We start from the raw sequence: 20,761 nt of genomic DNA, 5'->3' as shown, positions 1-20,761 counted from the left end.
TTCGCAAGAGATGCGATGGATGTCTGATGATTTGTAGTCATAAATTTAAGTCCCCACTTGTTTCTAAGTGGGGACTAAATTAAGGCTTATAGGATGAATTCATAAGGTGTGTTCAGCGGACGCTTACAATGAATATCTAAACATGGCAAAACCACGTAAAAAACATACCGGTTTTTTTCCTTGGATTGATCCATCGGATCAGGCAAAGGGATTTAAACTCAACTTTTCAGAAGTGACTTATTTGGAAGTGGGACGGACAGTTGAAGGTTATAAGCAGGCTCAATTTGTCGAACTGAAAAACCCAGAGTTGGCATTGGAGTTTGATTACCCTGAAAGTTTTTATATTACGACCGAAGGGCTGGTGCTGATTAAAACGCCGCAAGGCAAGTTTGAAGCCATTGCCAAGACAGATAACTTTTAATTCAACACGATAATATTGAACTGAAAAAATGACCTACAACGTTGCAGGTCATTTTTTATTGAATATCTAGAAATTTGCCAAACGTCATTTCAAACCATGCTGTTTTAAATTGTCGCCTTCATAAGGCGCATCTTCGGCGGGGTAGCGCAGCTGTGTAATTCCTTGAGTTTTGGCAATCGACCAAATCACACTTTCACCCGCAGGAATGTTTTGACTGCGCTGCGCATATAAGGGGTCTTGTAGGGCGTTTGCTGCTGAAATAAAAGTCCAGCCATGTTGCTGAAATGCGGTAATGACATCCTTTAAAAATGCAGCATTAATGGCATTTACATGTAAAAGTAAAACATGTTGTGGCGAACGATTTATGGTGAGCTGTGCAAGTTGGTCATAATAATCTGCTCGGTGAAGCAGGTGAGCAATATAAGCTTGTTTTAGTCGGTCTAATTTGTCCTGATCTTGCTGTTTGGCATTGTCGAGATATTTTCGGTTATAAAACCAGTCACTGGCATCAATACTCACACCGCCAATGCGGTATTGATACTGCTCTAACCACTGATAGACAGCATCACGTTTTTCAGCGCTATTACCTTCTTTTAAAAATGGATAACGATAGATACGTGTGTAATTCGGCAGCGTTTTTAACACTGTATCCGCATGTTCAATGCTGTGCAGATAATCTTTTAATGTAACATTTTCTTTATTCAGATTTTGGTGCAGTGCACTATGATTGCCAATCAGATGGCCAGATTGTCCCCACGCTTGAATCAGTTGTTTACCTTGATAATCGCCAATTTTAATCAGGCTAGGGAAGACAATAGTTTTGATTTGTTGATCATGCAGATGCTTTAAAATTTGAGCATTGATTTGTTCCGCTTGTGCGTTAAACGCTGGATTTAATCCATCATCAAAACTGAGGGCAATAGATTTTGCTTGAACCGTGATATTGGCACAAAGTAAAACGAAAAAAATAAAAACATGTAGCGGGTAAAATGGAAACATTATGCTTGTGTAATTCAGTTGTTATCCACGACATCATACTGTGTAAGTGAGGTTTGTGTTGATTGCATATGTAATGAAGTGCTTAAGCTGTTTTGGTTTTGCTCATTTTACTGAAAACAAGCTATTGGTCATGAAAAACGATGTTGAGTTGGTTACACTAATGATTCGCTATACTCAGCAAATGGTTAAAGGGAAATGAAATATGCAGCGTCAAGCATGCGAAATGCGGGATAAAAGAATGTCTCCTGAATTAAGAACATGGTTGTATGCTTCGGGTTCATTAACCCAACAATTAACAGATTTTGCCCAAGGTGTATTTAAAGTTGAGCCGAGTATTGAGCAATTTCAACGTATGACGCTTCAAGATGCACGGTGGCTACAAATGCCAATACAGCACACAGCTTGGGTACGTGAAAGTTATTTATATGGCTGTGAAGCTGAGCCGTGGGTCAAGGCAAAAAGTATATTTCCAATCCTTAGCATACAAGGACGTGCGCGGATTTTTCAGCATATTGGTAAAAAACCGATCGGACATTTTTTATTTCAGCGTACCAATCCGAAGTGTGAGCGGCGTGTACTGTGGCTAGACGATGGTTGGACACGTCAGAGCTGTTATACTTGGCATGGTTGTAAATTTATAGTTCAGGAAACTTTTTTAGCGAGTTTTGAGCAATATTTGCAGAAATAACATTACCAGATGAAGGACAGTCATGGCCGTGGTGCAACAGATTACTTGGCAGCAGCGTTTAGAAGCTTATTACTATTTATGTCGCTTCGATAAGCCAATTGGCACGGAACTGGTTTTTTGGCCAACCATGTGGGCACTGTGGATTGCCAATCAAGGAACACCGCAATTCAGTATTTTGATTCCCATGATTTTGGGCACGATATTTATGCGTGCAGCAGGTTGTGCGATTAATGACTTTGCTGACCGTAAAGTCGATGGTGCTGTGGAAAGAACCAAACATCGTCCTTTAGCCACTGGAGTGATTAGTGCTAAAGAAGCCATATATGTGTTCTTGATCTTGGTGCTTGCTAGCGCATGTATGTTGTTCTTTTTACCGATAGAAACTTTTTATTGGTCCTTTGGTGCATTGTTTTTAGCGTTCATTTATCCCTTTATGAAACGCTACACGCATCTGCCACAAGTATTTTTAGGCGCGGCATTTTCATGGTCGATTCCTATGGCTTATACCGCTGTGGGGCAAACACCTGATTTGACTTGCTGGTTATTGTACTTTGGTAATTTGGCGTGGACCGTTGCATATGACACACAATATGCCATTACTGACCGTGAATATGATTTGAAAATTGGTGTGAAATCAACTGCGATTTTATTTGGTAAATATGATATAGAAATCATTTCTTTATTACAGGCGCTAAGCATTGTACTGATTGGTTCTGCGTTGTATTTAGAAGATCTCTTGATGCCATTTGGTTTAGTTGCAATGTTGGCTGTGGCTGCCGATTTTATTTACCAATGGACTAAAACCAGAGGCCGTGATCCGCAGTTATGTTTTTGGGCGTTTCGCCATAACCGCTGGGTAGGGTTTATGATTTTTATTGGAATTTTCATGGCCCTGACGCTTTAATGTCATTGATCTGAAATTGTTTAAATTGAACTAAAGCATCCTATTCGGGTGCTTTTTTTTATGCATTAATAAAAAGGCATGTAGTTTCATGTTTAAAGAATAATGATTAAAAAGGATATTTTATGAAACGTTCAAAAATAGCATTAGCTTTGACAGTTGCAGTTTCTATGCTGTCTTTAACCGCGTGTAATGACGATGATAATGACTCATCATCTTCGAATCAAAAATCAACATTTGTTTCTGAAGCAAATTATGCTTTAGATACTGTAGACAATACATCGTCCATTAAAGTCATGACGTATAACATGACCAATGTGCAGGGGAAAGCAGCAACAGCAACAGCCTTAGTATTATTTCCAAAAGCTACACAACCTAAAGATGGGTATCGTGTTGTGGTATGGGAGCATGGAACAGTCGGGGCGGGAGATGAATGTGCGCCAAGTAAAAATCTAATTCATCCACGTTTTAAAATTCTAGCTAACACGCTTATGGCGGCAGGTTATGTAATTGTGGCACCAGACTATGAAGGTTTAGGTACGAAGGGGGTGCATCCATACCTCAATTTATCGAGTGCGGCAAATTCGGCACTTACTGCGGTTAAAGCGGCAAAAGAACATTATGGTAATCAACTTAATGGTCAGTGGATGTCGATCGGTCAATCGCAAGGTGGTCATGCATCCTTAGGGACGGCGGAATTTGCAAATACGGATGCAAACTATAAAGGGGCAGTGGCAGCCGCACCTGCATCGAGTTTGGGGACGATTATTAAGATCTATCTTGATCCTGCTTTAAATCTGGATGACAACGGCGTGAGTAAGGGCGTCAATATCTTAGATGAACAATTGCTTCAAATTCGTTACGCGCTTGCAAATAACATAATCAATGCACAGCAAGCAGATGCGTTAATGGGGCAACTTGCAGATGGCTATGCTGAGCTTTTGGCATATGCTGCATTGACCAGTTCGGGTATTAAAGCCTATGAGCCAAATTATGATTTAAAAAATATCTTTACTGCAGATGCTGGTGTTATTGCAGAAAAAGCCTATGGACGTACAGGGGATGATGGTGCATGTTTAAGTTATGCCGATCCAAATGGCGCAAATGGTTTGCAAGAACAGTTTAAAGCAGCTGTGATTGAATTCTTAAAAGATCCAACGCATATGGTTTCACAGTACGGAATTGATTTGAATAAAATCGATACCGATCCCGTTGTTCAGAAATTTTTAAATGATAATCAGCCAGCGACGAATGCAACTGCTGCCAAAGTAATTAAAGCCCCTGTTTATATTATTCAAGGTGAAGAAGATAAAGCTGTATTACCTCCTGTGACTCAAGCTTTATTTGAAAATATGAAATTGCAAGCGGTGAAATACTTCCCACAGGCAAAATATGAGGATGGATATTTATTGGATATTGTGCCAAAAGCAAGTCATACACAGGCGATTATCTGTAGAAATGCGCAAGCGGTCGAATTTATTCAAGCTAAAATGTCCGCAGGTACAGGTATTGATTTAACCAATGAGCAAAAAGATGCGAGCCAAAGTCCACATTGTAAGGGTGTAGCGGCTTCAAGCTAAGTTTTTAAATAATAAAAAAGGAGCATGTCTCCTTTTTTTATTGAATTTTGGATTGTTAATCATTCAATCCGTGAAAATGAGGGGGTATAGTTGGTTAGAGTAAAGAATGATATGAAGGCTTGAGCGAATTTTGTTTTTTGCTATATTGGGCGTCGAATTATTTATGTAAATGAAAGAATCGTTATGTCTGAAGTTAAGCCAAAGCCCAATACCAAAAAGATGATCATTTTGATGGCACTTGGGCTATTGATTCCTATATTTTTGGTCAGTATGGCTTTTCTTGCAGTCAATAGTGATGCCAAAAACCAAGAAAAATATAAGCAACAACAAGCTGAAATGATTGAGCGTATTAAAGCAAAAGAAGCACAAGATGAGGCTTTGGCTGCTGAGGCTGACCAAGCAGTATCAGAAGTGCTGGCAGCTCAAGAGTCAAATGCTCAATAAAATTCTGCTTACGTTATGGATGTGAATGCAATGCGCATTCACTCAATGTTCGATTGTACTTTACGTATTTAACAACTATTTATTTACATCATGCCTGAGTGTGTGAACTGTTGGAATACTGGTATAGCGGATTACACGGTAGCCAGCTTCTTCAAGCATTGCATCACGTTCAGCATCTTCTTGCTCTTTGCCTATATGACTGGGGTCATCCAGTTCGATAATCACAAGCACCTCATAAGTTTGGTCAAGTATGACAAAATCAGTGACTTTTCGATTAAATCTATTTCTGATTTTGTAATTTTGATTGGTGATCAGTGCACTAAAAGCCACTTGGGCTAAAATGTGGTAGTTCGGAAATGCTTCATTTAAACGATGAAACATCTTACTTTCAAAGGCAGTGATTACACGACGTGGGAAAAACTTTTGTTTGCTTCTAAACAGTCTGGGAAAGACTAAGCAGACAAGGGCAAAAGTTGCCAAGCAACCAATAATAAAAAATATGAACTGACTGAGATCTGGCACGGAATAAACTACATATATGAAAAAAGCCCACGTCATGATGCGTGGGCTTTTAGAATTTGGCTCTCCAACCTGGGCTCGAACCAGGGACCTGCGGATTAACAGTCCGTCGCTCTACCGACTGAGCTATTGGAGAATCTGCACGCATTCTATGGGGCAAATGCAGTGAGGTCAAGTCAGAATTGCAAAAAATAAGGAAATTTAGGCTGAATGTATTAAATATAAACACCTTTAATATAAAGCGTTTTTAAAACTTAAGCTCTGACTATTCTTTCTAATGTGGTCGGAGAGCTAAGTGAATAGCTTAGGTCATAGAGCAAGTTATACTTATCTTAAAACAAAAGTCAGAGCATAAAAAAAGCCCACGACATAATGCGTGGGCTTTTAGAATTTGGCTCTCCAACCTGGGCTCGAACCAGGGACCTGCGGATTAACAGTCCGTCGCTCTACCGACTGAGCTATTGGAGAATCTGAAACGGATTCTAAAGATGTATGGCAGGGTGGTCAAGCCTGATTTAAATAAAATACTTAAAAATCAAATTAAGTGTTTTAAAAATAGCCGAATCAGACAAGTTAGTACTTATACGGATACTTTTAGGAAAGCAAAAACAAAAAAAGTAGGTATGCTTTGTTAAATAGTAGGCAATAAAAAACCCACTTCGCAATGAGTGGGTTTTTAGAATCTGGCTCTTCCACCTGGGCTCGAACCAGGGACCTGCGGATTAACAGTCCGTCGCTCTACCGACTGAGCTATGGAAGAATAGATGGCTCTCCAACCTGGGCTCGAACCAGGGACCTGCGGATTAACAGTCCGTCGCTCTACCGACTGAGCTATTGGAGAATCTGATGCGCATTTTAGGGATGAATTTTAAAGTGGTCAAGCAGATTTGATGAAATGACTATTTGAATGTTTTTTTATTGTTCAAGTCTAGAAATTTTTTCTTAAATAGCGGTTATTTTTGAAGTTTTTTATATCATCTAGGTTGCTGATTTGCTTTATCGTCAAATTTTGTAGATTTAAATTTTTAAGCGTAGTTATACGTTTCTCTTGATCTAAAGGAATTATAATTTGGAATAATAAATATATTTCTAAAATTTGATGGTTTGCGAAGGTATCTAAATGAAATTTAGAAAAAGACATAACAGGTTTAATGGTGTTTTGGAGTAGATTAAAAAGATTTTGATTGTGTTTGAATACAATCCTTAATAAATATTCATTACCGACAGGTAATAGTTTGTAGTGACTTTTTGTGTTGTTAATGGATATGCTTTCTAGTTGATCATAGTTAAACTGAATTTTCATTATATAAAGTTGAATTATACAATGACTTTCGAAAAATCTAATTTGTGGCAGTCCATTTTTGATGATAAGTAAAATTAAGACGAATTCCATAATTGATAATCCAGTCAATATTAGTGCTGAATTAAAGCTATATTTAATAGATTCTTGAACATAAGAGTAACTCACATACTGGATTATAGTGATAAAGATAAACATCACTAATATTTTGGTATATTTTGCTTTTATGATTAGTAATGGCTCTTGATTCATTCTTTTGTGTAGTATTGTTTGTTGTGGCAGTATGATATTTAAAGCATAAAAAATCACCCTAAAAGGGTGATTTTTTTGACTTTTGAATAAGTTTTAAAACTTATTTTTCAACGCCAGCAGCTTGACCTGCATATTTAGCGTTTGCATAGTCCCAGTTCACTAGGCTTTCTAAGAAAGTAGAGATGTATTTAGGACGAGCGTTACGGAAGTCGATGTAGTAAGCATGTTCCCAAACGTCGATAGTCAACACTGCAACTTTACCGTGAGCAAGTGGAGTGTCAGCATTTGAAGTTTTAAGGATAGAAAGGTTGCCGTTTACTTCGTCAGCAACTAACCAAGCCCAACCTGAACCGAACTGAGTTGCAGCAGCATTTGCAAATTCTTCAGCGAATTTTTCGTAAGAACCGAAAGCTTCGTCAATTTTAGCAGCCAATGCGCCAGTAGCTTTACCACCACCGTTTTTAGCCATACAGTTCCAGTAGAACGTGTGGTTCCAAACTTGAGCTGCATTGTTGAATACGCCTGCTTTAGAAGCATCGCCTTTAACTGCAGTGATGATTTCTTCTAAAGATTTGCCTTCAAGATCAGTACCAGCGATTAGGTTGTTAAGATTAACAACATAAGTATTGTGGTGTTTGTCGTGATGGTATTCTAAAGTTTCTTTACTGATGTGCGGAGCAAGATCTTCGTAACCGTAAGGTAACGCTGGTAAAGTAATCGTTGTCATGTTTTCAATTCCTTGCATTTTGCTGGGTTTTGACATTAAGTGCCGTTATTGTAATAGATTCTTGCAGTAAAATGCGCATTGCTTATAAATAACAATACAGAATAAAGCCTGAAAATATACGTATAAGGACTGAGCCAAAGACCAGGACGATTTAAATTAAATCGGGTTGTTTAATTCGAAATAACTATACTCAATATTGAACTGTTCTGAAATAGCTTTTGCGAGTCGTTGTACACCATATCTTTCAGTTGCATGATGTCCGCAGGCATAATAATGCACATTTAATTCTTCAGCTTCGTAAAAAGTACGTTCACTCACTTCACCTGAAATGTACGCATCACAATCTAATGCAGCGGCTTTGCCAATAAAGTCTTGTGCGCCACCCGTACACAAACCAATTTTTTGAATAGAGGGTTTATCTGCCGGTAGGTGAATGACATTAAATCCTAATTTTTCAGAAACAAAGTCTTTAAACGCCGCTGGAGTCATTGCTTGTTTTAAATAGCCAACATTGCCAATAGGATTGCGTTCAGTAGGACCTAAAGCTTCAATATTTTCCAATTCGAGCAAATCAGCTATCGCTGCATTATTACCTAAAGTAGGGTGACTATCTAAAGGTAAGTGATAACCAACGAGTGAAATATCGTTTTTGATCAGGCTTTTGATGCGTTTGCCGCGCATACCAGTGATTGGGTAAGCTTCACCTTTCCAAAAATAACCATGGTGTACCAATAGCAAATCAGCTTTTGCTGCGATTGCGGCTTCAATCGCTGTTTGTGACGCGGTAACTGCACATAAAATTTTATGCACTTCTGCTGAGCCTTCAATTTGCAAGCCGTTGGGAGCATAGTCCTTAAATTCATGTGCTTTGAGTGTGCTGTCACACCATTGAATAATTTCACTTAACTGAGCCATATACTGTCCAAAATCTCAAAAAGATGCATCAAAATTTACGATTGTTTAAATTGTAACTAAAGAATCACAAATCTCTGTGTTTATTTTTAATTTTGTTGAAAAGATTACATTACAATACGATATAAATTATTTAGCCATCAATGAATTATAAAATTTAGAGGATATAGACGTGCGTCGGACCTTTACATGGTTACCTTGGGTATTATTAATACTTGTGATCATCGGTTTCTTTACATGGCAACAAGTTCAAAAACCTAAAGCACCCATTGCCCCAGATGGGGTTAAAATGCCTGCAGAAAAGGTTGAGCCCCTCATTGATACGTCGCGTACAGGCGGTGTAGTTTCGTATAGTGCTGCGGTAAAAGTTGCTGCTCCAGCGGTTGTCAATATTTTCACTACGCAAAAAGTGAAACAATTGGATCATCCTTTATTAAATGATCCTGTTTACCGTGAGTTTTTTGGTAATCAACTTCCAGATCAAACCAATCAAAACGAAAATAGTTTAGGTTCAGGTGTGATTGTTCGTCCAGATGGCTATATTTTGACGAATAACCACGTGATCGCACAGGCCGATCAGATCGTTGTGGCTTTACATGATGGTCGTCGTGCTGAAGCGAAAGTTGTGGGTACAGACCCAGATACAGACCTAGCTGTGATTAAGATTGAAATGAGTCAATTACCGGTTTTGCCATTTAAGCTAAGTGGCAATGAAGTCGGTGATGTCGTCCTAGCGATTGGTAACCCTTTTGGCGTGGGTCAGACGGTTACGCAAGGGATTATCTCAGCTACAGGTCGTTCAGATTTGGGAATCAACACTTACGAAGACTTTATTCAAACAGATGCTGCGATCAACCCCGGCAACTCTGGTGGTGCTTTAATTGATGTTGCAGGGAACTTAATTGGTGTAAATACCGCGATCTTCTCGCAGTCAGGTGGCTCTTTGGGGATTGGTTTTGCCATTCCTGCAAAAGTATGTCAACAAGTATTGAACGCTATTTTAAAAGATGGGCGAGTGGTTCGTGGTTGGTTAGGTATTAGTTTACTTCCAATTAAACAAGAAAATATTTTAGATCCACGGGTGAATGGTGTGATTGTCGCAGATGTCATTCGTAATGGGCCTGCAGCACAAGCAGGTTTAAAACGTGGTGATAAAATCATGAAAGTGAATAATGAGCTGATTACCTCGACTTCGCATTTAATCAACTACGTTGCACAACAAGCGCCATTGAGCACTATGCAAATTGACATTGAGCGAGACGGAAAGGCGATGACATTGCCGGTACAAGTGGGAGAGCGTAAACTGCAAACTCAAAACAGTGACTCGCAATATATTCCATTACCCCGCTAGCATAGAAAATCCCTCTTCATGAGGGATTTTTTTTGAGTTCCTTTTTTGCACATCGCTTTGAAGAGCTTCGTTTGCGCCAAACAATGTGCTTTGAAATTGAAATATCAATTACAAAAATGCATTGCACGCTTTGCTGAATTTGGCTTAATTTATAAGCAATAATAATCAGATAAGCGTATAAGAATATGAGCTTTTTACCCGCTGAACATGCCAAAGTTTTATCCAGTCAAGCCAATTTAGATATCGCCTTATATAAGGCACGTTTGGCTTTGCTGATTGAAGAAAATGCCAAACAGGGAAATACCGCCGTATTTACGGTTTTACCCAAGCATTTAGCTTTAGAAGAGATTCGAAGTCTATCTGCTGAGCTTACAGAATTGGGATATCAAGTTCGATTTGAAGTGAATGAATTCTTTTATAATTTTAATGTGTACTGGATTTGATTCGGGATTCACTATATTTAAGGTCGTAAGTTAAAAACAAGATGAAACCCTTTAGAAAACCACGATAATCGCAGTTTTCTAAAGCTGTTTTATAACGTAGCGACTTATTCAGATTTTTGATAGTCGTTAATGACTTCAAGCGCCGCACGAAAGGCTTCTTGAGTCGCTGGTGCACCACAATATGGCAAACTATGAAGTAATACTTCCTGAATTTCTTCTACAGTCGCCCCATTATTTAAAGCACCTCGGACATGACCCTTGAGTTCTGTTGGACTTTTTTGTGCAGTTAAAAATGCAATGGTAATCAGTGAGCGATATTTACGGGGTAAAACGCCTTCACGCTGCCAAGTTGAACCCCATGCATGCTCATTAATCCAATCTTGCAAAGGTTGAGTAAATGGCACGGTATTGTCTTGCGCACGTTTAACGAAACTTTCACCCATAACTTCAGTACGAACTTTTAAGCCATTTTCATAATCTTGTTGTGACATGTAGCAAACCCTCTGTGATGTAATTTTGCAGTACAGCCTATACCTTTGACTCTGCGATACCATTGGCTGATGGTCGTATAAAAAAGCCATCCCATTGTTTAACAGTGGAATGGCTTTTATTTTGAGAAAAATAAAGCTTAAAAGCGATGCAGAAGCTGATTAATAACGCAGGAAGGCTTCTGGTTCATCATCGGTGTGTTGTTGCTTTTTCACTTCTGGTGAAACGGTTAAATGTGGATTGGATAGCTCAAGTTCGTGGATGAGTTGCATATCGAAAACATCTGTGAGCATACTGTCATAGCGTTGAATGTTGTAAGTGCTGAGCTGTTCAGCTTCGGAGGCAGTAATGACTTTTTGTGCAATGGCATCGGCTATATGTGCTTCAAAAGTTAAACCTTTAAATTGGCCTTTAGATTCAGCTTTTTTAAATTGGTTCCACAGCGGTTCAATTTTCAACAATTGTAAAAAGGCATTTTCCATACGACCAGAAACTTCATCTGCTGCAGTGCTGTAATACACGTGCTTTTTCAGTTCTTGGCGGAAAGTATTATCTAGCATCATTTGAGTGGCAACTTCACGTTTTAAACGGTCTGTCGGTTTAGCAACAACTCGTCCAAACGGAAAGCAGATGATTTTTACTACACTTGCCGCTAGTCGCATTGGGAAGTTATCAAATAAGCCATGGAAAGCTTCTTCAACATTGTACAAAGCTTTATCTAATGCAAGTTGAGCATGTAATTGTTCAGCTTCGCTTCTTTGACCTTGTTCATAATATTTAAGAATAGCTGTCGCTATAAATAAATAAGAGTGAATGTCCGCCAAACGTCCCGAAAGCATTTCTTTGCGTTTAATATCGCCGGCTAAAAGGCCAAGACACATATCTGCAGTCAGCGCGAAATCAGCACTGAATCGATTAATTTTTTTATAGTAGGGGCGGCTAAATTCATCTGCTGAAGCAGGTGAGTCTGATGGGCCACCTGTGAACGCATAAGCAAAGGCGCGTGCAGTTCGGTTAAAGGTATAGCCTAAGTGCTTAAAGAGCATTTCATTGAATGTATTGAGTGCAGTGTTTTTATCTTCGGCTTGAAGTAATTGTAGCTCTTCAAATAAATATGGATGACAACGCATGGAGCCTTGTCCAAAAATCATCAGAGAGCGACTTAAAATATTGGCGCCTTCGACGGTAATTGATACGGGAATGGCCTGATAATTCAAAGCTAAAAAATTACGAGGTCCCATTTGCACGGCACGTCCACCGACGATGTCCATGCCATGATTCACCACTTTCCGCATGGTTTCAGTGGCATAGTATTTGGCCATTGCAGTCATTACAGCAGGTTTGCCGCCTTGGTTTAAACCACAAGTCACCAAATAGCGGAATGCTTCAAGCATATAAGCATCTGATGCGATATCACTCGAAGCTTCTTGTACACCTTCAAAATTACCCACGGAAATTTTAAACTGCTGACGAACTTTGGCAAATGCACCGACATTTAGATATGCCATTTCACCGGCTGCCGTTGACAATGCAGGGAGTGAAATACCACGACCAACCGCTAAGCATTCCATTAGCATACGCCAGCCTTTGCCTGCATTTTCAATCCCACCAATGATCCAGTCTAAGGGAATAAAGACATCTTTACCTTCAACTGTCCCATTCATAAATGGTGAGCCTGGATTATGACGAGGGCCTGTAATGACACCGTCATGACTCGCCGGTAGCAGCGCGCAGGTGATACCATATTCCGTTTTATTTTTATCTCCCAATAAGCCATCTGGATCGTATAACTTAAATGCAAGACCAATGACGGTGGCAATTGGTGCAAGAGTAATCCAGCGTTTGGAGAAGTTCATGTTTAAGCCGAGCACCTGTTGTCCCTCAAAAGTGCCATAACAGACGACACCTGTATCTGGAATAGCGCCTGCATCTGAGCCGGCTTCAGGGCTAGTGAGACCAAAACATGGAATTTCTTCACCTTTGGCAAGGCCTGGGAGATATCGATCTTTTTGTGCTTCAGTACCATAGTGTAGTAGCAATTCCCCGGGTCCAAGCGAGTTGGGCACCATACAACTGACTGCGGCAGTCAGTGAGCGGGATGCAATCTTGCTCATGACACGGCTTTGTGCAAATGAGCTAAATTCACGGCCTCCATACGATTTTGGAATCACCAATCCTAAGAAACCATTATCTTTGATGAATTGCCAAGCTTCTGGTGGGAGGTCTTTATGTTTATGGTGAATATCCCACTCGTTGAGCATGTCACAAAGTTGCTCGACTTCATTATCAATGAAGGATTGTTCTTCAGCACTAAGCTGAGGATAGGGATAAGCCTCAAATTTTTTCCAATCAGGCGCGCCCATAAATAGCTCTTTTTCCCACCAACTTGTTCCTGCATCCAACGCTTCACGTTCCGTAGTACTCATACTCGGCATCGCATTTGCTAAGGTTTTATAGGCAGGTTTGGTGAGCAGATTGAGCCTCAGTGGGTCAATCAACATAACTAAACTTAAAGCAATAAGAGGGATGCCAAGTATCAATGACCATGGGCTTAAAAAGGCGAGTGCAATTGAAACAAATATCAGTGTTATTGCGCCTACAGCACGTGAAAGTTCAAAGAAAAAAACGGCCCAAAGAGCAAAAATCAAGAGTACGGCACTGAGTATAAATAGCATTTGTTATGGCTCCAGTGACAAGGGCCAGAGCGTTATGCGTTTAAAACAGCCTACATGCGTTTAAAAATGATCTCATCTTTTGTCTTTCTGATTTTAAAGTGCATGAGACTGTCAAAATGGCATCACTCGGCTGGTGAGTGTGATTGGACAATTGCGCGAATATAATGAAAGCGCAAATAAAGTGTTATCAATAGATTGATTAATAAATAATCACAATACAATCCCTATCGGGCAAAAAAATGTCACATTACGTAAACTTGGATGATTCGATATATTGGATAACGTTTAAGGAACGCACTATTTTCGAAAGATCTTATATTGGGAAACGAATTGGGCTGAGTGTGTGAAAGCCACAAAAAAAGCCCTCAATCAATGAGGGCTTTAATTTGCGATGTTTTAAATCTTTGCGTGATTAAGCTTCAATCGTTTGAACTGCAATTTTCTTTGCAGGATCAGTTTTACGACGTACCGCAGGTACTGGCTCACCATAGTATTGACGGTCAGCAAAGTAGCTTGAACGAACCATTGGTGCAGCCCAAATGTTTTTGAAACCAAGCTTTTGACCATGTGCTGTGTAACGATCAAACTCTTCAGGTGTAACGAAACGATCGATCGGTGCATGTTCTTTAGAGGGCTGTAAGTACTGACCAATGGTGACATAGTCAACATCGTGTGCTTTTAAGTCGTCTAATAACGCGATCACTTCTTCTTCAGTTTCACCAATACCGACCATCAAACCACATTTTGTTGGAACATCTGGGCAGTATTCTTTAAACATTTTTAATAAGTTTAAAGAGTGTTGGTAGTCAGAACCCGGACGCATTGCTTTATACAAACGTGGCACGGTTTCAATGTTGTGGTTAAAGACATCAGGTGGACACTCCGTCATAATACGAAGGGCAACATCCATACGACCACGGAAGTCAGGAACTAGAATTTCCAAAAGTGTTTTTGGACTCAAGTCACGAGCTTCTTTAATACAGTCAACAAAGTGCTGTGCGCCGCCATCAACTAGGTCATCACGGTCGACCGACGTAATTACGGCATATTTCAAACCAAGATTGGCAATGGTTTCTGCCATGTGACGTGGTTCATCTGGGTCAAGAGCATTGGGACGACCATGCGCAACGTCGCAGAATGGGCAACGACGAGTACAGATATCGCCCATAATCATAAAGGTTGCAGTACCGCCACCGAAACATTCAGGTAAGTTCGGGCAAGCCGCTTCTTCACACACGGTATGTAATTTTTGTGCGCGTAAAGTTGTTTTAATACGTTGAACTTCATCAGGGGCAGCCATTTTGACCCGAATCCAGTCAGGCTTACGAGGCGTTTCAACCGTTGGCACGACCTTCACAGGTATGCGAGCGACTTTTTCTGCGCCACGAAGTTTTACACCCTGTACAGGTTTACGGTTCTCAGACATATTCAACTTTTCCACTGTTTTTGACAAGGAGATATTCAAAAAATTAGCTCGATCATTATAGCGGACTTGAGCTTAAATAGGGGGAAAACGATATTCATATAATAAATGTGGTTATCACATAATATATGTGAGCTAAATATCCAAAAAAGTTAGGATATACGTCATAATACAGCCTAGATTAAAGAATATTTGTAAAGGAGCGTTGAATGCCACGTAAGAAAGAGGTCGTTAGTGGAACTTTCGTGAAATACGATGCGGTAGTTCTGGGTTCTGGCCCTGCGGGTGAAGGCGCTGCAATGAAACTTGCTAAATCAGGTAAGCGAGTTGCTATTGTAGATATGCGTGAACAGCTTGGTGGTAACTGTACCCATGTAGGAACAATTCCAAGTAAAGCATTACGTCAGACCGTTTCAAGCATTTTACGTTACCAACGTGACCCTATGTTCCAAAAAGTCGGTGAATGGAAACAGTTCACGATGAAACAGGTGTTACGTAATGCGCATAAAGTGATTCAACAACAAGTTGAAACGCATTCACGTTTTTATGACCGTAATAAAATTGATATTTTCCACGGCCGTGCGTATATCCAAGATCAAAACACTGTTTTGATTTTTAGCAATGAAGGTATGACGGAAACTTTAGTATTCCAGCAATTAGTGATTGCAACAGGTTCACGTCCTTACCGTCCAGCTGCTTTAGACTTTAATCATCCTCGCGTATTTGATTCAGACAAAATTTTGGATCTGGATTATTCAATCCAAAAAATCATCATTTATGGTGCTGGTGTGATTGGTTGTGAATATGCGTCTATCTTTATTGGTTTAGACCATAAAGTAGACTTGATCAATACACAGCACAAATTACTCAGCTATTTAGACGATGAAATCTCAGATGCATTGTCATATCGTTTACGTGAGCAGGGTGTACTGATTCGCCACAACGAGCAGATTGATCATCTTGAAACACATGATGATCACGTGGTTCTTCACTTGCAAAGTGGTAAGAAAATTAAAGCCGATGCGATTTTGTGGTGTAACGGCCGTTCTGGTAACACAGATGGTTTAGGCCTAGAAAATGTAGGCATCAAACCAAACAGCCGTGGTCAATTAACCGTGAATGATCAATATCAAACTGAAGTAGAGAATATCTTTGCTGCGGGCGATGTAATCGGTTGGCCTTCACTTGCATCTGCTGCATATGACCAAGGTCGTTGTGCTGGTTCTAACATGAGCGGTGAAGAAGGAATTGCACCTGTAACGGATATTCCTACAGGTATTTATACAATTCCTGAAATTTCTTCGATTGGTAAAACTGAACAACAGTTAACGGAAGAAAAAATTCCGTATGAAGTGGGTCAGGCATCTTTCCGTCATTTGGCACGTGCGCAAATTACAGGTGACACCGTGGGCGAGCTTAAAATCTTGTTCCATCGTGATACTTTAGAAATTTTAGGTGTTCATTGCTTCGGTAATAATGCTGCGGAAATTATTCACATTGGTCAGGCCGTGATGAACAGCCCGAACAATACGATTAAATATTTCGTAGAAACCACATTTAACTATCCGACTATGGCGGAAGCGTACCGTGTTGCAACATTGAATGGTATGAACCGTTTATTCTAAGGTTAAATTGAACTTAGAATGTACAATGAAAGACCCGTAAGTTTCGGCTTGCGGGTTTTTTTATAGTTAGGATAAAGTGTATGCAAAATATACATTCAATCCACTTATAATCATCAACATTTTCAACTCATTTTAGGTAGCCCATGACGATCCGTTCAGTGACCATTCAAGGTTTTCGATCTATTCATCATATGAATTTGACCTTGTCGCGTCTGAATATTGTCAGTGGTCCGAATGGTTGTGGTAAGTCCAATCTATATAAAGCTGTACGTCTCTTGCATGAAGCTGCAAATGGCCAATTATCCCAAGCAATTGCAAATGAAGGCGGGATTCAAAAAATCATGTGGGCAGGTGGTCACCGTGCGGGTGATCGATCGAAAGATCCTAAGCGCATGAAGCTTGCTGTGGAGATGGAGCATTATGAATATCAACTTGAAATTGGTTTTCCCGAACCACTCATTACGTTATTTGCACTCGATCCTTTGGTCAAAGTTGAAGGGATTTGGTTGAGTGGCTATCAACGTCGAAAAATGAGCGAGTTGCTAGAGAGAACCAACCAAGCGGCATTTCTGAAAAATGTTGATGAAGAACGGATTGCTTATCCGATGTCTTTAACACCAGAAGAGTCGGTGTTTGGACAATTGTCCGATCCACATTTATACCCCGAAGTTTCACAAGTGCGTGAGACCATGAAAAACTGGCGCTTTTATCATGAGTTTTCAGTCAGTGGAAATTCACCGATTCGTGTCCCACAGGTGGGCATTCGTTCGCCAGTTTTAGCGCATGATGGTACAAATTTAGCTGCGGCTTTTGAAACTTTACGTGAGCGTGGCAACAGTGAAACCTTGTTTGAAGTACTAGAAAAAGCCTTTCCGCAGACCCAATTTTATGTGCAGGAAATGGGTGGGCGCTTTCAAATGATGATGCAAAAGCAAGGGATCTTAAGACCTTTGGAAAGTGCCGAATTTTCAGATGGGACTTTACGGTTTTTGTGTTTAGCTGTGGCTTTATTGAGTCCAAGACCCCCAAATTTTATGGCACTGAATGAGCCAGAAAATAGCTTACATCCCGATTTATTACCTGCCTTGGCGCTGCTGATTGCTGAAGCAAGTCGCTATACACAGCTTTGGTTGACCACACATTCCAATGAGCTGGTTGAAATGATCAAACAGTATAGTGATGTGCAGCATTATCAACTAGATCAGGTCGAGGGGAAGACCGTGGTCAAGGGTGCAAGCTTAATCGATGAGGATTAGATTATTCATTTAGCTCTAGTTTTTTGTTTTAGCTTAAAAAGGCAGAAAAGATAAAAAAGCATAATAGCCGATAAAACTACTTATTAAGCTGAACCAAATTGGCAGTTTGCTGCGAAGTAAAGCAATAATGACGGCAACAAATATACAGTCTGTCCATTGAATGATGTATTTCTGGCTCATTTGAAATAGTAGACATAGTAATAGACCGACGACAGCCGCATTGATCATTTTTAAGGTGCCAAAAAGCATCGGGCATTTCATCAACTTATTCCAAAACGGTAATAAGCCAAACAATAATAAAAACGATGGGGAGTAAATCGCCAATGTCGCGAGTGAGGCATTCAATATTGGCACATCGGTCATGGGTAAAAGTGTGCCGAGATAGGTGGCGAAACTAAACAAGGGCCCCGGCATGAGTTGTGCAAGGGCATAGCCTAAGTCAAAATTTTCATTACTGATCAGTCCTGTAGAGACAAAGTCCTGATGTAAAAATGGCAAAATAATATGTCCACCACCAAAGACGAGGGATGCTGTGCGGTAGAAGCTTTCTAAGCTGAAAGCCAATATATTGCTATGTTGTATATCGAAGAATGGCAGAACGAAAAAAGGGCTGATAAAGGCGAGAAGCCATAGCCAAGAGGTGCGAGTATTTTCATGTGCATTTTGGCTAAAACTGTCATGTTTGGGTGGAACTGTTTCGGCGATATTTGGCTTTTGGCTGCGTAATTGATTTGACGATAAAACTAAACCGATAATTGCAGCGCATAAAATCACCAAAACTTGATTTAGAGAAAATTGAAAGAAATAAATAAAAAATGCAGCTAAAAGCATGACTAGATACTGAAATTTTGTTTTACAGAAGCTTCGCATCATTTGCCAAAATGCCCATGTAACCACAGCAAGGACAATCAACTGAATAACATGAAAGAACTGTGTTGAGAGTTGATCGCTAAGTTTTAAGCTTAAAATCGCCGCGGCACACATCAGCAGGGCGGATGGTAAAGTAAATCCTAACCATGCAAAACAAGCACCTTGATAGCGGTTGAGTTGAAATCCAATCGCCATGCCGAGCTGGCTACTTGTTGGGCCTGGAAGGACTTGAGCCAAGGCAAGCAAATGAGCATATTCATGCTCTGTTATCCATTTTTCTTGTTTCACAAAATATTGAAAAAACAACACCAAATGTGCCGTAGGTCCACCAAATGCAATACACCCTAATCTTAAAAAGGTGAGAAAGATGACAAGGTTTCGTTGTGGTTTGGACTGGCTCATACGTTACCAATATTTAAAATCAAAAGTAAGGTTATGAATTTCTAAAGGATAAAATTATGAAAGTTAAAAGATTTTAAAGGTCGATTATTGCAGGAGCATGTAAGTCCTGCTTCAAATATATTCTGAAGCACTTTGCAGAGAAAACGATAATTGGATAAAGTGACATAGTACTGTCCCACATACACATGGCATCGGTTTCTGCCGCTGATTAGCATCAGCATTTACACATAAAATATTTTGTCTAAAAATGACTTCTCCAAAATCAGACACCTTATCAGAAATTTTGAGTGCCTTATTTAAGTGGTTGATGAGTGGCATTGCATCGTTACTTTCAATCATGGCATTTGCAGATGATCAGCTACCTGCTACACAACCATTAGCAAGTTATGCAGATCAAAACAGTTGGCAGGACATTCAGCCCTATCTCCCCAAAGAATACTATTTAGATGAAACGCAGCGCCCTAAAGAAGAGTGGTGGAATTGGCAGGGTCATACTGTTCACTTAGATACCTATCGAAATCCACAGGCAAAAGTGAAGGTGATTCTGTTTCATGGTGTGGGAACAAATGGTCGACAAATGTCGATGATTTTGGGTCAGCCTTTGGCACAGAGTGGCTATGAAACTATCGCTATTGATATGCCCGGTTATGGCCTAACTCAAGTCAAAAAAGGCTCTAAAACTCTTTATGATGATTGGGTTCAAGCAGGCAATGACCTCATTGAAGCTGAGCTACAAAAAGATCATCGTCCTATCGTTTTGTATGGGCTCAGTGCTGGTGGTATGTTGACCTATCACGTGGCGGCAAAAAATAAACAGGTGAAAGGTATCGTCGGTATGACCTTTCTAGATACTTCAAATAAAACCGTGCGTGATCAAGTCTCTTTAAATAAATTTATGAGCCGCGTGGGCAGTCCAATGGCTCATGTGACGGCACATACACCATTATCAGCATTGCCAATGCCGATGCGTTGGGTAAGTAAAATGCATCGTTTGGTGAATAATGACGCAGCATTGCAGGTCTTTTTAAAAGATAAAACGTCAGCTGGGAATAGTGTATCGGTTAAATTTCTAGATTCGTATTTATATTATAAAAATGACACGCCACCGGAGCAGTTTGATGTCTGCCCAATTCTACTAACGCAGCCTGAACAAGACCGTTGGACGCCTTTGGCTTTAAGTCAGCCATTTTTAGCACGGATTCACCAAGTTCCAGTCGATGTCGTGCTGTTGAAAAACGCAGGACATTATCCTTTGGAACAGCCGGGACTCGATCAAATGGTCAATACAATCGATGAGTTTTATCAAAAAGTCACGCAATAATCTGTTGAAAGCGTGATGCGTAATTCATACCAAAATAGCTTTGTACACGACAAAAAAAGATAACTCATTGAAATAATGGCATAATACTTGTTTTCTGACGACGAATATGATGACACATTTCAATGAGTTACATCTCATCTTAAACAAATATCTAAAGTGGAAC

The 20,761-nt window shown here is 40.0% G+C and carries 18 protein-coding genes and 4 tRNA genes; 10 read left to right on the top strand and 12 right to left on the bottom strand.

Going from position 1 to position 20,761, the window contains the following annotated elements; genetic code table 11:
* Nucleotides 1-142: 142 nt before the first annotated feature.
* On the top strand, nt 143-421 hold the full coding sequence (locus FTU05_RS14950; protein WP_180114594.1) for a hypothetical protein: 279 nt from the start codon (nt 143-145) through the stop codon (nt 419-421).
* 84 nt (nt 422-505) lie between these two features.
* Here the strand turns inward: FTU05_RS14950 and FTU05_RS14945 are convergent, their stop codons facing one another.
* Nucleotides 506-1,420: a polysaccharide deacetylase family protein gene (locus tag FTU05_RS14945; protein ID WP_180165859.1), complete on the bottom strand. Its 915-nt coding sequence runs from the start codon at nt 1,418-1,420 to the stop codon at nt 506-508.
* Between the two features lie 202 nt (nt 1,421-1,622).
* On the opposite strand from FTU05_RS14945, the gene FTU05_RS14940 reads away from it, so the two are divergent.
* The 4 genes from FTU05_RS14940 (at nt 1,623) to FTU05_RS14925 (ending at nt 5,033) form a co-directional block, all read left to right on the top strand.
* Entirely contained in the window at nt 1,623-2,108 is a 486-nt protein-coding gene (locus FTU05_RS14940) for a chorismate lyase (protein ID WP_111884531.1), read from the top strand.
* 22 nt (nt 2,109-2,130) lie between these two features.
* The gene (gene ubiA, locus FTU05_RS14935; RefSeq protein ID WP_180165857.1) at nt 2,131-3,012 is read left to right on the top strand and encodes a 4-hydroxybenzoate octaprenyltransferase; all 882 of its coding nucleotides are present in this window, start codon (nt 2,131-2,133) and stop codon (nt 3,010-3,012) included.
* A gap of 122 nt (nt 3,013-3,134) precedes the next feature.
* Nucleotides 3,135-4,589: a S9 family peptidase gene (locus FTU05_RS14930; RefSeq protein WP_180165855.1), complete on the top strand. Its 1,455-nt coding sequence runs from the start codon at nt 3,135-3,137 to the stop codon at nt 4,587-4,589.
* Between the two features lie 183 nt (nt 4,590-4,772).
* On the top strand, nt 4,773-5,033 hold the full coding sequence (locus FTU05_RS14925; protein ID WP_168379169.1) for a hypothetical protein: 261 nt from the start codon (nt 4,773-4,775) through the stop codon (nt 5,031-5,033).
* A gap of 75 nt (nt 5,034-5,108) precedes the next feature.
* On the opposite strand, the gene FTU05_RS14920 is transcribed toward FTU05_RS14925, so the two are convergent.
* From FTU05_RS14920 to FTU05_RS14890, 7 genes are all read right to left on the bottom strand, one after another.
* A complete protein-coding gene (locus FTU05_RS14920) occupies nt 5,109-5,591 on the bottom strand; it encodes a DUF2726 domain-containing protein (protein WP_218948995.1) in 483 nt (160 codons plus the stop codon).
* A gap of 21 nt (nt 5,592-5,612) precedes the next feature.
* Nucleotides 5,613-5,688, bottom strand: a tRNA-Asn gene (locus FTU05_RS14915).
* 256 nt (nt 5,689-5,944) lie between these two features.
* A tRNA-Asn gene (locus FTU05_RS14910) sits at nt 5,945-6,020 on the bottom strand.
* A gap of 216 nt (nt 6,021-6,236) precedes the next feature.
* A tRNA-Asn gene (locus FTU05_RS14905) sits at nt 6,237-6,312 on the bottom strand.
* Nucleotides 6,313-6,317: 5 nt separating this feature from the next.
* Nucleotides 6,318-6,393 (bottom strand) — tRNA-Asn (locus FTU05_RS14900).
* An 811-nt stretch (nt 6,394-7,204) separates the two neighbouring features.
* Nucleotides 7,205-7,831 carry a superoxide dismutase gene (locus FTU05_RS14895; RefSeq protein ID WP_180040515.1) on the bottom strand — a complete coding sequence of 209 codons (627 nt, stop codon included), beginning with the start codon at nt 7,829-7,831 and terminating at the stop codon, nt 7,205-7,207.
* A 156-nt stretch (nt 7,832-7,987) separates the two neighbouring features.
* Complete coding sequence (locus FTU05_RS14890) at nt 7,988-8,746, bottom strand: Nif3-like dinuclear metal center hexameric protein (RefSeq protein WP_180040513.1); 759 nt, start codon at nt 8,744-8,746, stop codon at nt 7,988-7,990.
* Nucleotides 8,747-8,915: 169 nt separating this feature from the next.
* On the opposite strand from FTU05_RS14890, the gene FTU05_RS14885 reads away from it, so the two are divergent.
* Together FTU05_RS14885 and FTU05_RS14880 are read left to right on the top strand one after the other, a co-directional pair.
* A complete protein-coding gene (locus tag FTU05_RS14885; protein ID WP_180035619.1) occupies nt 8,916-10,094 on the top strand; it encodes a S1C family serine protease in 1,179 nt (392 codons plus the stop codon).
* Between the two features lie 185 nt (nt 10,095-10,279).
* Nucleotides 10,280-10,537: a hypothetical protein gene (locus FTU05_RS14880; protein ID WP_078190243.1), complete on the top strand. Its 258-nt coding sequence runs from the start codon at nt 10,280-10,282 to the stop codon at nt 10,535-10,537.
* A gap of 104 nt (nt 10,538-10,641) precedes the next feature.
* Here the strand turns inward: FTU05_RS14880 and FTU05_RS14875 are convergent, their stop codons facing one another.
* The 3 genes from FTU05_RS14875 to lipA form a co-directional block, all read right to left on the bottom strand.
* The gene (locus tag FTU05_RS14875) at nt 10,642-11,028 is read right to left on the bottom strand and encodes a carboxymuconolactone decarboxylase family protein (protein ID WP_005008801.1); all 387 of its coding nucleotides are present in this window, start codon (nt 11,026-11,028) and stop codon (nt 10,642-10,644) included.
* A gap of 159 nt (nt 11,029-11,187) precedes the next feature.
* Complete coding sequence (locus tag FTU05_RS14870; RefSeq protein WP_180165853.1) at nt 11,188-13,701, bottom strand: acyl-CoA dehydrogenase; 2,514 nt, start codon at nt 13,699-13,701, stop codon at nt 11,188-11,190.
* A gap of 412 nt (nt 13,702-14,113) precedes the next feature.
* Nucleotides 14,114-15,127, bottom strand: a complete 1,014-nt coding sequence (lipA, locus tag FTU05_RS14865) for a lipoyl synthase (protein WP_180004941.1) — start codon at nt 15,125-15,127, stop codon at nt 14,114-14,116.
* Nucleotides 15,128-15,333: 206 nt separating this feature from the next.
* On the opposite strand from lipA, the gene sthA reads away from it, so the two are divergent.
* On the top strand, nt 15,334-16,749 hold the full coding sequence (gene sthA / locus FTU05_RS14860) for a Si-specific NAD(P)(+) transhydrogenase (protein ID WP_078190237.1): 1,416 nt from the start codon (nt 15,334-15,336) through the stop codon (nt 16,747-16,749).
* 143 nt (nt 16,750-16,892) lie between these two features.
* Complete coding sequence (locus tag FTU05_RS14855; RefSeq protein WP_180007673.1) at nt 16,893-18,005, top strand: AAA family ATPase; 1,113 nt, start codon at nt 16,893-16,895, stop codon at nt 18,003-18,005.
* A gap of 33 nt (nt 18,006-18,038) precedes the next feature.
* Here FTU05_RS14855 and chrA read toward each other — a convergent pair whose 3' ends face one another.
* Nucleotides 18,039-19,277 (bottom strand): chromate efflux transporter, encoded by a 1,239-nt coding sequence (gene chrA, locus FTU05_RS14850; protein WP_180165851.1) that lies wholly within the window; start codon nt 19,275-19,277, stop codon nt 18,039-18,041.
* 337 nt (nt 19,278-19,614) lie between these two features.
* Here chrA and FTU05_RS14845 point away from each other — a divergent pair, with 337 nt between their 5' ends.
* On the top strand, nt 19,615-20,598 hold the full coding sequence (locus FTU05_RS14845; RefSeq protein ID WP_257230137.1) for an alpha/beta hydrolase: 984 nt from the start codon (nt 19,615-19,617) through the stop codon (nt 20,596-20,598).
* Nucleotides 20,599-20,761 lie beyond the last annotated feature (163 nt).

The organism is Acinetobacter sp. YH12049, assembly GCF_013419875.1.
In the GTDB taxonomy this organism is placed as follows: domain Bacteria; phylum Pseudomonadota; class Gammaproteobacteria; order Pseudomonadales; family Moraxellaceae; genus Acinetobacter; species Acinetobacter amyesii.
This window is presented reverse-complemented; position numbering and strand designations above follow the sequence as displayed.

Bases quoted from the DNA above. Each gene is read 5' to 3' on its own strand.
- FTU05_RS14920 (WP_218948995.1), bottom strand. From the start codon at position 5,591: ATGACGTGGGCTTTTTTCATATATGTAGTTTATTCCGTGCCAGATCTC.
- ubiA (WP_180165857.1), top strand. From the start codon at position 2,131: ATGGCCGTGGTGCAACAGATTACTTGGCAGCAGCGTTTAGAAGCTTAT.
- FTU05_RS14895 (WP_180040515.1), bottom strand. From the start codon at position 7,831: ATGACAACGATTACTTTACCAGCGTTACCTTACGGTTACGAAGATCTT.
- FTU05_RS14845 (WP_257230137.1), top strand. From the start codon at position 19,615: ATGGCATTTGCAGATGATCAGCTACCTGCTACACAACCATTAGCAAGT.
- FTU05_RS14880 (WP_078190243.1), top strand. From the start codon at position 10,280: ATGAGCTTTTTACCCGCTGAACATGCCAAAGTTTTATCCAGTCAAGCC.
- sthA (WP_078190237.1), top strand. From the start codon at position 15,334: ATGCCACGTAAGAAAGAGGTCGTTAGTGGAACTTTCGTGAAATACGAT.
- FTU05_RS14950 (WP_180114594.1), top strand. From the start codon at position 143: ATGGCAAAACCACGTAAAAAACATACCGGTTTTTTTCCTTGGATTGAT.
- FTU05_RS14890 (WP_180040513.1), bottom strand. From the start codon at position 8,746: ATGGCTCAGTTAAGTGAAATTATTCAATGGTGTGACAGCACACTCAAA.
- chrA (WP_180165851.1), bottom strand. From the start codon at position 19,277: ATGAGCCAGTCCAAACCACAACGAAACCTTGTCATCTTTCTCACCTTT.
- FTU05_RS14855 (WP_180007673.1), top strand. From the start codon at position 16,893: ATGACGATCCGTTCAGTGACCATTCAAGGTTTTCGATCTATTCATCAT.
- FTU05_RS14930 (WP_180165855.1), top strand. From the start codon at position 3,135: ATGAAACGTTCAAAAATAGCATTAGCTTTGACAGTTGCAGTTTCTATG.
- lipA (WP_180004941.1), bottom strand. From the start codon at position 15,127: ATGTCTGAGAACCGTAAACCTGTACAGGGTGTAAAACTTCGTGGCGCA.
- FTU05_RS14940 (WP_111884531.1), top strand. From the start codon at position 1,623: ATGCAGCGTCAAGCATGCGAAATGCGGGATAAAAGAATGTCTCCTGAA.
- FTU05_RS14925 (WP_168379169.1), top strand. From the start codon at position 4,773: ATGTCTGAAGTTAAGCCAAAGCCCAATACCAAAAAGATGATCATTTTG.
- FTU05_RS14875 (WP_005008801.1), bottom strand. From the start codon at position 11,028: ATGTCACAACAAGATTATGAAAATGGCTTAAAAGTTCGTACTGAAGTT.
- FTU05_RS14945 (WP_180165859.1), bottom strand. From the start codon at position 1,420: ATGTTTCCATTTTACCCGCTACATGTTTTTATTTTTTTCGTTTTACTT.
- FTU05_RS14870 (WP_180165853.1), bottom strand. From the start codon at position 13,701: ATGCTATTTATACTCAGTGCCGTACTCTTGATTTTTGCTCTTTGGGCC.